Genomic DNA, 12,819 nt, shown 5'->3' on the forward strand with positions numbered 1-12,819 from the left:
CTGAGCCATACCTCGTCGAGACGGCCTGGCACTCCAATCCGGACGAGTAAAGCGGAAAGCACGATCACATTAACAAGAACTCTGAGAGGCTAACAAATGGAGATCAATGGTCGAATTCCTGACCAGCACCTTTGTACCGGTACAAGACTCCTGCGTCGTTTCCCGGGAATCCTGGTGGCGTTTATCCTTCTGTGGATAACGGCATCGGCTCACCCGGCCTTCGGGCAGGCAGTCTACGGTTCAATCTTTGGCACCGTTACAGACAACACCGGTGCGGTGGTTCCCAACGCAACCATTACCGTCGTCGACGTAACCAAGGGAACCTCGGTTACCACCCAGACCAGCGGAAGCGGAGAATACCGGGTACAGCACCTGATCCCGGACACCTACCGGGTCGATGCGGAATCCACCGGATTCAGCAAGACTTCTGTGAGCAACATTGTGGTCTACGCCGATACGGCGCCCAAGGTGGACATCAAGCTTGAGGTCGGCACGGTTTCCAATACCGTCACAGTGTCCTCTGGAGCACCGCTGCTGGAAGCAGATCGCGCGGAGGTGAGCACGATCCTGAACGCTCGCGCTGTGGAAAACCTGCCAAACCTGAATCGCAACTTCACCGCCTTCGAGTTGCTGACTCCGGGCACGACATACATTGGCTGGAACGTGGGTGAATCCAACAACCCGCAACGCAGCCAGCAGATTGAAGTCAACGGCCAGTTGCCTTTCGCCACTGGTTACGAGCTGGACGGCACGGACAACCAGGAGCCGATCAACGGCGTTGCCATTATCAACCCGAACCTGGACGCGGTCTCCGAAATGAAGGTGACCTCGCAGAACTATGACGCAGAGTTCGGTAAAGCCGTGGCTGGCCTGGTAACGGCCCAGACCAAATCCGGCAGCAATGCCTTCCATGGATCGGCCTTCGAATATCGCCGCTCCGATGCGCAGCAAGCGCGCGATCCTTTTGCAGAAGCAACCCGGGATCCTTTGACCGGAAAATACCTGGCGCCGAATCTCCACAATCAGTTCGGCGGATCAGTAGGAGGGCCGATCAAGAAGGAGAAGCTCTTCTTCTTTGGCGATTATCAGGGGCTCCGCGAGAAGACCGGATCGGCAACGCTGACCACGGTACCGACAGACCTGGCGCGCACCACCTGCACCTCGGGCGGAGCCTGCAACCTGAGCGAGTATCTGCAGAACGGTCAGGGCCAGATCTATAAGCCCAACAGTCTGACTGACGCCTCCAATACCGGACGTACCCCTTATGCCGGAAACATTATTCCCGCCAGCGATCTCTCCGCGCCGGCAGTCAACTTCTTCAAGCTGCTTCCGAAGCCCAATGTCGCAGGAGCAGGCATCGTGAACAACTTCTCCGCCTCTGGATCGGGCATCTTCAACACCAACCAGTTCGATGCGCGTGTCGATGGACAGGTGCGGGACAGGCTCCACCTCTTTGGCCGCTACACGTACTTCGGTTCGGCCTTGTCGGGCGCGCCCTACTTTGGAGCGGCGGGTGGCCTTGGCTTTGGCGCAGGCGGTTTTGCAGGCACCAATGCAGCGCGGGACCAGAGCATCGCGGCGGGCGGCGACTATGTTGTGACTCCGACGTGGCTCACCGATTTCCGCTTCGGCTATTACCGCGAACGCATCGCTTCGAACGGACCTGACTACAACAAGCCGCTTGGCAACCAGCTCGGCATCCCCAACTCCAACGTTGGCGACCTTTCACTGAATGGCGGTATGCCGCAGTTCAATATCGACATTCCGAGCAATGGCTCCAACGGCAGCCAGAACATCGAGTACGGAACATCGGCAAACCAGAACCTGCAGAACACCAGCCAGTACCAGGTGGTGAACAACTGGTCCCATACCATGGGGGCTCACAACATCAAATTTGGCTGGGATGCCCGCTACGGCCTGAACCACATCGTGTCCACGGTGAGCAACAACTTCCTCCGCTCGGGCACTTACTTCTTTGCTCAGTCGCGCACGGCGGGCCCCGATTCCTCGGGCGTCGGCTTTGCCACCTTCCTGCTGGGAGACGCCACGACCTTCTGGCGTACCCAGACACAGAACACCAATGCGCAGGAACGGCAGAAGCGATTCTTTGCTTATGCTCAGGACCAGTGGCGCATGACTCCGAAGATCACCTTGAACTACGGCGTCCGTTGGGAGCTCTACACTCCTGAGTCGGTGACCGGCAAAGGCCAGGGAGGCTTGCTCGACCTTGGAACCGGCAATGTCCGCATCGCGGGTTACGGGCCTTACGGAAACAACCTCAACGTCAAGAACAACTGGAAGGAATTTGCTCCGCGTATTGGCGTGGCCTATCAAGTGACGCCGAAAACGGTCGTTCGTGCCGGCTATGGCATCGTGTATGGCCAGGGATGGGCGGGCGATACCTTCGGTGGTGTCCTCACAGCGTCCTATCCCGTGCAGGTTGCGCAGAGCTTGAACCCGGCTTCAAACTCCGCCGCGGTCTTTAACCTCAGTCAGGGACCTCCGGGATATACCTTCCCCCCGATTCCCTCCACTGGCAATTATCCGTTGCCAGATGGCATCTACTCGATTGCGCGGCCCATGGAAGTCCGGTTGCCGACTGTGGCCGGCTGGAACGTGGCTGTGCAGCAGCAGTTGACTCCGACACTGTCTTTGCAGGTCGCGTACGTCGGCAGCGAAGCCTATCACAACATGTTTGAATCGTCCCCATCGTTCCCGGCAAACCAACAGACCATCGCTGGCTTTAACCAGGTGAATCCAAACCACCCAGGCTGCTCGAATCTGCCGGCGGGATCCACGCCGCCGGATAGCTGCCTGTATACCATCCCCGAGCGCTCGCCGTACTACGACGGGACTGCGCAACGGCAGTTGGGCGTCAAGTTTGGCGCGCCTTACGGATGGACGCAGCGTGTGGACTACATGGCAAACCAGGCAACCGGCAGCTACAACGCGCTGCAGGTGGTCCTGAACAAGCGCTTCGCCTCTGGCCTGCAGTTCCTGACGCACTACACCTGGTCTCACGCCATCGGGCACGAGGCTTACGAATTCCTGATCGATCCCAAGATCGGCAAGGGCAACGGCTACTACAACCGGCGCCAGGCGTTCGTATTTGCGGGCACCTATGACCTGCCCTTCGGCAGGGATAAGATGCTCGCCTCGAATGTTCCGGGATGGCTGAACCAGATCATCGGTGGATTCCAACTCAACGGATCGCTGACGTTGGATGGCGGTCTGCCATTCACACCCAACTATGCCTCCTGCGGCAACGATCAGGACCTGGGAATCTGCTACCTGAACAAGACTGGCGGAGACTTCCAGATTCACAAGGGTAAGTTTGATCCAATCGGACACAAGGTTCCCTACTTCACACCTTCTCCTTATGTGCTGCAATCACCGGGACAGCCGAACAACAGCTTCGGCGGATTTGCTCGTCCCAAGATGGGCACCTATGGCAACCTCGGACGCGACTCTCTTTGGGGACCTGGACTGTTCAATACGGACCTGTCCATCGCAAAGAACTTTAAGCTGTGGGAGAGCGTCAACATGCAGCTTTCCGCACAGGCGTTCAACGTATTCAACCACGTGAACCTCAATCAACCGGACTCCTGCGTCGATTGCCAGGATGGCAATGCGGGAACCATATCCAACACTATTTCCTCTCAGGATGGAACATCCATGCGTAGGCTGCAGTTCTATGCAAGGTTCCAATTCTGATTCTTCCCTCCTTGACAGGCGGCTCCCCCCAGGGGCCGCCTCTTCTTTTTGCATTCCGCACGACACGGCCCCTTGATTTCCGGAGAGACTGAAGCGCCATCCCTCTCTTGCTTCGTCCACCTCCGGCCTGTAACTTCGAATGCGACAACTGGCCTAGAGACGGCAATGCACCAGTGATTGTGGGTATGAGGATTGCATGAACAAGTACTTCTTTTCTTCTCTTCTTTTCCTTTGTGCGCTTTCGCTGAACGCACAGACAAGCGAGGCTCCGCAACCGGCTCCGCTACGGCCCGTCGCCTCCTTCCCGCTTGCCACCGCAGAACAGATTTCTCTTCGAAGCACCGTGCTCCCCATCCGGCCCTTTACCGTTACCGGACCGCGGGGCGCCCTTCTAGGACAGCAGGACGGCACGTATGAAGCATGGATCTTTCCCTGGAAGATCCTGAGCAACATGCGCATCACGGCGGAGATGAAGGATTATGCCGTACCGATCGACGTCAACGAATTAGCGTCAAACCTCGACGTTCAACCGGATCACACGACGATTACGTTTTCCCACGCTAACTTCACCATTCGCGAAACATTTGTCACTCCGCAGCATGCGCCGGAGGGAGCAGGCGCGCTGGTGCTGTACCAGATAGAAGCAGTACGGCCGATGACGCTCACCTTCAACTTGACGCCGGAGATGAAGCGGATGTGGCCGGCGCTTTCCGACGACCGCCCCACGACGGATTGGGTGAAGACCGGAGACAGCGGCTACTATGTGCTGCACCTGACGACTCCGGATCATGGCGCCGCAATCGCCATGCCGAATGCGGAGCCCGGCATTCTGCCGCCGTATCAGGAACGTCCAAAGACCTATCCTCTGCAATTCGTGCTGCACTTTGATCCTTCTCGCGATACGCAGAAGATATTCCCCCTGCTCATGGTGACAGCGGATTCAGCGACGGAGTTAACGAACTCCGCGCTGGCAAAAAAGCTGCAAGAGCAGCAAGCCTCTGTGCAGACGATGTACCGCGATACGCAGAGCTACTACGCGACGTTTCTCCAGGATCACCTGAGCATTGAAACGCCGGATGCAAAGTTAAACGAAGCATTTCGATGGGCTGAGACAGCCATCAACCAATTGCGCGTAGAAGTAACTCCATCGCATGCGGAGACGGCGCTGGTCGCGGGCTTTTACACCTCGGGAGACTCATCAAGACCCGGATTTGGCTGGTACTTTGGCCGCGACTCCTTATGGAGCCTTTACGCGGTGAACAGCTATGGAGACTACTCGCTGACACGCAATGAGCTTGAGTTTTTGCTGAAGCGTCAGAGTCCTGAAGGTAAGATCCCGCACGAGTGGTCGCAAAGCGCCAACCTATTTGACTGGAAGAGCCAGCCCTATGCCTATGCCTCCGCTGACTCCACTCTCTTACTGCTGATGGCTGTCGACGACTACCTGCGAGTCAGCGGCGATCAGGAATTCGTAGAGAAGCATTGGGACGAGTTACAGAAAGCCTGGAAATTTGAAAGCTCGCACGATTCCGATGGCGATGGCATCTACGAAAACACGGAAGGTACGGGATGGGTGGAGTCCTGGCCACCGGGGATGCCGCACCAGGAGATCTATCTGGCGGCACTCGATCAACAGGCAAGCACAGCGTTCGCGCATCTTGCGCAGACCACCGGCCACACGCAACTGGGCAAGGATGCCGAGGCAAGAGCAAAGCACATTGGAGAGCAGATCGAGAAGGAATATCTGCTTCCTGGAGGAAGCTTCTACGCCTTCAGCCGCAATGCGAACGGCACCACCGATCCCAGCCCGACTATCTATCCGGCAGTAGCGTCCTGGGATGGCAGCTATGCTCTGCAGCATGCGCAACCGATGATGTCTCGCTGGGCATCCAGCGAATTTTCAACCGATTGGGGCACACGCGATCTTAGTCCTACGGTCAGCTTCTACGATCCGATCAGTTATCACCAGGGCACGGTGTGGCCGCTGTTTACCGGGTGGGTGTCACTCGCGGAATACCGCAATGGGCGCAGTCTCTCAGGCTACACGCATCTGATGCAGAACGCCGATCTAACCTGGGCACAGGATCCCGGCGCGGTGACGGAATTGCTCTCTGGAGAATACTTCGCACCGCTCGGACGCAGCACCTCTCATCAACTATGGTCGTCTGCGATGGTGATCTCACCGGTGATGCGGGGACTCTTCGGAGTGGAGTGGAATGCTGCGGCCAAGGCATTAAAGGTAACTCCCAGCCTGCCAGCGGATTGGGATGAGGCCAAGCTGCATCACATCCCGCTGGGCAAGGACAACCTGGATCTCGCGATGACGCGCGAAGGAAGTAGCCTGGCTGTTCGGATTACGAAGACTACAAATCCAGCGATCGCTCTTGCTTCCCGTGCAAACGGAGCAAAGCTGGTGAATGGGGTGCTTCGCATTCCACTGCCGGCAGTGGAGGTGGGAATCTCTCACGGCCTGCCTCAGCCAGGATCAGCCACGCAACAGATGAAAGTACTCGACCAGCAGGCTGCTGCAAATTCGCTGACGCTGAAGCTCTCCGCACCTGCACTGAGCCACCAGACCATCTTTCTTCGCATGAACGACAGAAAAGCAAAAGTTCAGATGGATGGCGTGGAAGCTCCCAGCGAAGGCAATGCATCTCTGCGGAAGTTGCAGGTTGTATTCGGACCCGGCGACGGATACGTCGAGAAGACTGTCACGTTCCACTGGTAACCGCAAAAACCGGACTTAGAAATCGTCCGGTTTTGCCGGCACCGTTTGAGCAGCAGAGAAACTAAGCAGTAAAGTAACCGAGCAGTGAATCAAACCACGGGGGCGCGCTAGTGAGCAGCAGCAGTTGCCGCATGCGCGCCTCTCGCACTTAGTAACTGCTTCATCTCGAGATAGGTCGCATTCGTCCAGCCAAATCCGACGACATTGCTCCTGTAGCCTGCCGATAGATTCACCGTCGTCGATCCAGTTACGACGTTGTACTTTTCCCTTACAGTCTTATCGCGTTCAAAGTTCTGCCGCACCATCTGCATAAACTCTCGCGAGACTCGCGCAGCGTCGGCGTAGTAGCCGGCTGTGGCAAGCCCCTCGACTGCGAACCAGTTTGTAGGCGCCCAGCCGAAGGGCAGGTCCCACTGCAGGCCGGAGTCGTGGTCGCTCATCGCCAATCCACCTGCGTGTTCAAAGACAGAGAGATGCTTCTCCACCTGCGCCGCCTGCTGCTTCGAAGCAAGCCCAGCCCACAGGGGATAGAAAGCAGTTATGTAGTTATATGTCGATTGTTTTCCGGCTACGAAATCATAGTCGTAGTACATGCCTTTCGCCGGATTCCATAGATAGCGGTTGACTGCCGCGTGCCGAGCCCTCGCGCGTGCCAGCCATTTGGATTGATCGCTGCTCTTGCCCAGCAGGCGGGCAAACCGCGCCATATCCAATTCGTACTTATAGAGCAGGCTATTCAGACAGATCGGCGCATAGTTTTCAGTCGAGCCGCTGAAGGGACCGAAGCGGAAGCTCGGATCGAATCCGCTCTCCCTCATTGCGCGGTCCCCAGCATAGAAGTTCGCGGTCAGACGATTTCCATCGGCGTAGGCATGAGCGCAGACGCTGGAGGTGCGAACATCGCAACTGCTCCTGGCCAGCGTCTCCGCCTGCTCCGCGGTAGGATCCTCCGGCGCACGCAGCAGATAATCCGTATGCACATCCGGATGAGCAACCAGCCAGCGGATGACATCGGGATAATACTGGCTGTCATCGGCCATCTCCGGCACTGGACCCGCGCCGATATCCGTGTAACGCGCCAGGCCTGTCTTTCCTGCCAGGTGTGGCTCATGGGTCCACAGGGAGTAATCCCGTTCCGCGTAACCATAGGCCCGCTGCAGCCATGCCTTTGCCTTTGGCGCGTCTTTTTTGTTCTCGGCATCATACACAGCCTGGATCATGGAGCTGAGCAGTGGAGGTTGCGAGCGGGTGAAAAAGTAGGTGCGATTGGCGTTGAGAATGGCGCCATAGTTTTCAATCTCGAAGAAGAAGTTTTCCACCATGCCGTGCGCGAGACCAGCGCGGCCATCATCCACCAGGCCGCGGATGATGAAGAAGCTGTCCCACCCATACATCTCGTTGAACCGGCCGCCGGGAACTACATAGCGGTTGGGCAGATACAGCAGCCCCGGGCGCGGGATTGAGGAGACGGACACATCGCCCATGTGAGTGATCTTATTCGGCAGGTGTTCCACATCGACCTTGCAATGCTGCTGCATGGCGACCACATCCGACGGCGTTTCCATCCCGGCGGGAAGGTAGAGGATGGGCGTGGTCGTGACCTTGGGATCAACCAGCGAATTGCAATCGCTCATCGAACGCGACAGGGTGTCCCATGCCTTCTGAATGTAGTCGAGTAAGGCTGCATCCTCGACAGTCTTTCGCGGCGCTTCCGCTGCAGGAGGAGCAAGGACAGACTGGGGATAGAGTGGCTGGCTGAGGCTGACGGCTACAATGCCGACGAGAAGAAAACGAAGCGAATGCCGCATGAGGAACTCCCTGCTCAAACGCTCTGAGTCTATCGCAAATCGCACGCGCCACGGTAGCTCGCCGCGCCTTCACCGCAAAGGAGCGCATCGGCGCAGAAGAAGCTGCAGCAAGAGTGTTGAGAGGCGCGTGTGTCGAGAGGCCGAAGGGATGCGGCTCGCAATGCGCGTTCGCCTCGTCTCCGTGAACGCGGTATCATTTTCAGTTCGTGCTTTATGCACGATGGAGGCATTCGAAAATGAGTACTCTTCTCTCCCGGCGTCCGCAGCTACAGTACCTTACCGCACAGCTCGATGAGCTGAAGCATAAGGGCACACACTTCCGCCTGCGCGTGCTGGAGGATATGCAGAACCCGGTTTGCACCTATGACGGCAAGAAGGTAATTAATCTCGCTTCCAACAACTATCTGGGGCTGACGTCACATCCGAAGTTGATAGAGGCAGCCATTGAGGCGACGCGCAAGTATGGCGTCGGCTCCGGTGCGGTGCGGACGATCGCCGGGACCATGAGTATCCACATGGAACTGGAAGAGAAGATTGCCCGCTTTAAAAACGTTGAAGCATGCGTCGTCTTCCAGAGCGGATTCACAGCGAATGCCGGCACCGTCTCTGCGATCCTTGGTAAAGAGGACTTCATCCTCTCCGACGAGCTGAACCACGCCAGCATCATCGACGGCGCACGGCTGTCACGCGCCAAGGTCAAGGTCTTCCGCCACAAGGACGTGGCCCACTGCGAATCGATTCTGCGCGAGCTCGAAAACGAGCCGGGCCACAAGCTGATCATCACCGACGGAGTCTTCTCCATGGATGGCGACATCGGCCCCGTCGATAAGCTGGCGGCCCTGGCCGAGCGTTATGGCGCCATCATGATGGTTGACGATGCGCATGCCTCCGGCGTGCTGGGGCGCAACGGACGTGGCAGCATAGACCACTTTGGCTGCCACGGGCGCGTGGATGTGCAGGTGGGGACTCTCTCCAAAGCCATCGGCTCACTCGGCGGTTATGTCTGCGGCTCGCGGGATTTGATTGACTATCTCTATCATCGTGCCCGCCCGTTCCTCTTCTCCACCTCGCACCCACCATCGGTTGCGGCCTCATGCATCGCCGCCTTCGACCTGCTGGAGACCGAGCCCGAACGCATTGACCGGCTGTGGGAGAACACTCGCTACTTCAAGACAGAGCTGGGCCGCTCCGGCTTTGACATCGGCGGCATTTCTACTCCGGCAAGCGAAACACCGATCACGCCCATCATAGTTGGCGATGGCCGGTTGACGATGGACTTCTCGAAAGCACTCTTCGACGAGGGTGTAATGGCTACGGGGATTGCCTTCCCAACGGTGCCGGAGGGCAAGGCAAGGATTCGCACCATCATGACAAGCGAGCACAAGAAAGAGCAGCTCGACCAGGCGCTCGAAACGATCGAACGCGTCGCCCGGAAAATTGGCATTTTAGGGTAGAGGTACAAAGGATGGAGCGCGGCTCCTGGCTGACGAAGAGGCCGCGCTTCCTTTCAATCCTGAAATCCTGCCACAGGCCGGATGAGGACTCTACTCCGCGGCAAAGACCACGCGGCCTTCGCTGATCGTGGTATGCACCTTGCCCAGCATCGTAACGCCATCGAACGGCGTGTTCTTCGATTTCGATCTGGACTGGCTGGCTTCGAAGACCCACTCCTTTGCAGGATCAAAGAGGACCACATCCCCGAAGCTGCCGACCGCAAGGCTGCCTCGTCCCTTCAGCCCCAGCACGGCAGCAGGCTGTGTACTCAACAGACTGATCACACGGGTAAGCGGCAGCTTGTGGGTCTTATGTAACCATGACAGCGACAAACCCAGCGCCGTTTCCAGCCCCGTAATGCCATTTGGTGCGCGCTCGAATTCCTGCTCTTTCTCGTGCGTTGCGTGCGGCGCATGATCGGTGGCGATAGCATCCACGGTGCCGTCGAGAATGCCTGCGACCATGGCATCGCGATCGGCTGCCGAGCGTAGCGGCGGATTCATCTTGGCGTTGGTGTTATAGAGGCCAACCGCTTCTTCCGTCAGCAAAAAATGATGGGGAGCCACTTCGCAGGTAATCCGCAAACCATTCCGTCGTGCGCGGCCTATCGACTCCAAAGCCGCAGCCGTCGAAACATGTGCGACGTGCAGGTGAGGACGTGCGTCCTTGAACTCAGCCAGCAGGCGAATGTCGCGGTCCACCAACCCTGATTCCGCTTCGACCGGCATTCCACGCAGCCCCAGAGCGAACGCCATCGGCCCGGCGTTCATGGAGCAGTTCACCGTGAGGCGGGTATCCTCGGCGTGCTGAATCACAGGAAGCCCGGCACGAGCCGCAGCCGCGAGCGACTGCCGCATCACTGCATCGTTCAGAATGGGCTTGCCGTCATCGGTGACAGCCACCGCCCCGGCAGCCTTGAGCGATCCATACTCCGAGAGCGCTTCGCCGGCACTGCCTCGCGTTGCCGCGGCAATGGGAAAGACGCGAACGACAGCTCCCCGATCCGCACTCTGCATCCAGCGGGTGGTCTCAGGAGAGTCATTGACGGGAATGGTATTCGGCATAGCGCACACGCTGGTGAATCCACCTGCCGCGGCAGCCGCCGTGCCGCTCGCGATGGTCTCCTTGTAACCCTGTCCTGGCTCGCGCAGGTGAACGTGAATATCGACGAGCCCGGGCGCAACCACCAGTCCCCTGGCGTCGATCACCTGAATCTCTTCGTCCTTGTTCCCCTTCAGCTTGCCGGGTGCCTCGATGGCCGCTACCTTGCCGCCGCGCAGAAGCACGTCGAACTCGGCATCCAGCGAAGATGCGGGATCGATCACGCGACCGCCCTTGATCAGAATCGTTTTCATGCGCGGCTTCCTTTCGCAGACTTCGCTGCTTTCTCTGGTGATTCAAGCTTTCCCTTTTCGAGCGCTCGCAGCACCAGGGCCGTGCGGATGGCGACGCCGTGACGTACCTGCTCGGCAATGGCGGATTGCGGCCCATCGGCTACCTCGGCCGTAAGCTCCAGCCCGCGGATGATGGGCCCAGGGTGCAGCAGAACGGCATGGGGAGCATAGGCAGCCTGCCGTTCCAGGTTTAGCTGATAGCGCGTCTTGTACTCTTCCAGATCAAGGTGCAGGCCAGCCAGGCGCTCGGCCTGAATGCGCAGCATCATGACGACCTGGGAGCGAGCCAGGGCACGCTCGAAGTCGCGCTCGATCTCTATGCCGGGGCCAATGGCAGCAGCCACCTCCGGCAGCAGCGGCACCGGTCCGCAGAACACCACTTTGGCGCCAAGACGGGGAAGCAGCAGCGCGTTGGAGCGAGCAACCCGGCTATGAAAAATATCGCCCACAATCGAAACCGTTACCCCATCCAGAGTCTTCTCGTTTACCGCAGAGGCTTTCTCCGCGCCGAACAATCGCGTCAGCATGGTGCGCAGATCGAGAAGCGCCTGCGAGGGATGCTCGTGCATTCCATCTCCGGCGTTGAGTATGGGCAGGCCAGTGGATGCCTCCAGCAAATAAGGAGCGCCCGACGAGAGATGGCGGAGAATGATGCTTTCCGCCCCAAGTGCCCGCAGGGTGATGCCGGTATCCTTGAGCGATTCGCCCTTCTCAATACTGGACGACAACGAGCTGATCAATGCGGTGTCGGCGCCCAGGGCCTTGGCTGCGAGTTCAAAGGAGGTTCGCGTGCGCGTGCTGGATTCATAGAAGAGCAGCGCGACACGGCGCTTGGCCAGCCTCCTGCTCCGGAGCAGCGGGTCCTCGTTCTCCAGCACGGTGGCGAAGTGCAGCACGGAGTTGAGGTCGTCGAGGCTCAGGTCCTTGACGGACAGGACCGATCCGGCAACGCGGTTGGTAACGCCTGAGGTGGCAGATTGCAGGGACGAAGGGCTGAACGGTTCTTTGCTTTTCGACATTCGGATGCCTGGCTGGTTGCTTTAGTCCAGTCTATATTTCGTTACTGCCGCGGTTATGGATCCTCAGCAAGTCGAGGATCAGGAGTTCAGTCGATGCGCTCCATCAACAATACTTCCTCATCGTCATCGATTTCACGCAGCTTCACCTCGATGACCTCCTTCTCGGTCGTCTGCACCAGGCGGCCCACGAAGCTGGCTTCAATCGGCAATTCGCGGTGTCCACGGTCGATGAGGGCGAGCAACTGCACGCGCTGGGGCCGACCCTGGTCGAAGAGCGCATCGAGCGCTGCGCGAACGGTGCGCCCGGTATAGAGCACATCGTCCACCAAAATAATGTTGCGGCCGTCCACATCGAAGCCGATAGAGCCGGGGCGGACGACAGGCCGCAGATCGCGGGTGGAAAGATCGTCGCGATAAAAATTAATATCCAGCATGCCCGTGTCGATCTGCTTCCTCTCGATGCTGCTGATCAGGCGGCCCAGCCGTTCCGCCAGGGGAACGCCGCGGCGCTTGATGCCGACCAGTCCAAGGTTCTGGCCTCCGTTGTTCTTTTCAACAATCTCGTGCGCCAGGCGGACGAGCGTTCTCTCGATCTCCGAGGCGGACATAATCCGGTGCTTTTCGCGGAGGGCGGCGGTAGGTGTGACTGTCTGATCTGTCAT

Annotated in this window: 7 protein-coding genes; 3 read left to right on the forward strand and 4 right to left on the reverse strand. The window is 58.5% G+C overall.

Annotation, left to right across the window (positions count from 1 at the left end; all coding sequences use genetic code 11):
• Nucleotides 1–174: 174 nt before the first annotated feature.
• The gene (locus tag VM554_09460; GenBank protein HVJ08601.1) at nt 175–3,714 is read left to right on the forward strand and encodes a carboxypeptidase regulatory-like domain-containing protein; all 3,540 of its coding nucleotides are present in this window, start codon (nt 175–177) and stop codon (nt 3,712–3,714) included.
• A 196-nt stretch (nt 3,715–3,910) separates the two neighbouring features.
• Nucleotides 3,911–6,442, forward strand: a complete 2,532-nt coding sequence (locus VM554_09465; protein ID HVJ08602.1) for a hypothetical protein — start codon at nt 3,911–3,913, stop codon at nt 6,440–6,442.
• Nucleotides 6,443–6,549: 107 nt separating this feature from the next.
• Here the strand turns inward: VM554_09465 and VM554_09470 are convergent, their stop codons facing one another.
• Nucleotides 6,550–8,250: a trehalase family glycosidase gene (locus VM554_09470; GenBank protein HVJ08603.1), complete on the reverse strand. Its 1,701-nt coding sequence runs from the start codon at nt 8,248–8,250 to the stop codon at nt 6,550–6,552.
• Between the two features lie 236 nt (nt 8,251–8,486).
• On the opposite strand from VM554_09470, the gene VM554_09475 reads away from it, so the two are divergent.
• Nucleotides 8,487–9,704 (forward strand): glycine C-acetyltransferase, encoded by a 1,218-nt coding sequence (locus tag VM554_09475; GenBank protein HVJ08604.1) that lies wholly within the window; start codon nt 8,487–8,489, stop codon nt 9,702–9,704.
• Between the two features lie 90 nt (nt 9,705–9,794).
• Here VM554_09475 and VM554_09480 read toward each other — a convergent pair whose 3' ends face one another.
• The 3 genes from VM554_09480 to pyrR all read right to left on the reverse strand — a co-directional run bounded on the left by VM554_09480 (nt 9,795) and on the right by pyrR (nt 12,819).
• The gene (locus VM554_09480; GenBank protein HVJ08605.1) at nt 9,795–11,099 is read right to left on the reverse strand and encodes a dihydroorotase; all 1,305 of its coding nucleotides are present in this window, start codon (nt 11,097–11,099) and stop codon (nt 9,795–9,797) included.
• Nucleotides 11,096–12,157, reverse strand: a complete 1,062-nt coding sequence (locus VM554_09485; GenBank protein HVJ08606.1) for an aspartate carbamoyltransferase catalytic subunit — start codon at nt 12,155–12,157, stop codon at nt 11,096–11,098. Before VM554_09485 ends, VM554_09480 begins: the two co-directional genes overlap by 4 nt.
• An 86-nt stretch (nt 12,158–12,243) precedes the next feature.
• The gene (gene pyrR, locus VM554_09490) at nt 12,244–12,819 is read right to left on the reverse strand and encodes a bifunctional pyr operon transcriptional regulator/uracil phosphoribosyltransferase PyrR (GenBank protein ID HVJ08607.1); all 576 of its coding nucleotides are present in this window, start codon (nt 12,817–12,819) and stop codon (nt 12,244–12,246) included.

The organism is Acidisarcina sp. (assembly GCA_035539175.1).
Lineage (GTDB): Bacteria > Acidobacteriota > Terriglobia > Terriglobales > Acidobacteriaceae > JANXZS01.

What these genes read in the sequence shown, in the direction of transcription:
- VM554_09465 (HVJ08602.1), top strand. Translation starts at nt 3,911, where the DNA reads ATGAACAAGTACTTCTTTTCTTCTCTTCTTTTCCTTTGTGCGCTTTCG.
- VM554_09470 (HVJ08603.1), bottom strand. Translation starts at nt 8,250, where the DNA reads ATGCGGCATTCGCTTCGTTTTCTTCTCGTCGGCATTGTAGCCGTCAGC.
- VM554_09475 (HVJ08604.1), top strand. Translation starts at nt 8,487, where the DNA reads ATGAGTACTCTTCTCTCCCGGCGTCCGCAGCTACAGTACCTTACCGCA.
- VM554_09480 (HVJ08605.1), bottom strand. Translation starts at nt 11,099, where the DNA reads ATGAAAACGATTCTGATCAAGGGCGGTCGCGTGATCGATCCCGCATCT.
- VM554_09485 (HVJ08606.1), bottom strand. Translation starts at nt 12,157, where the DNA reads ATGTCGAAAAGCAAAGAACCGTTCAGCCCTTCGTCCCTGCAATCTGCC.
- pyrR (HVJ08607.1), bottom strand. Translation starts at nt 12,819, where the DNA reads ATGACAGATCAGACAGTCACACCTACCGCCGCCCTCCGCGAAAAGCAC.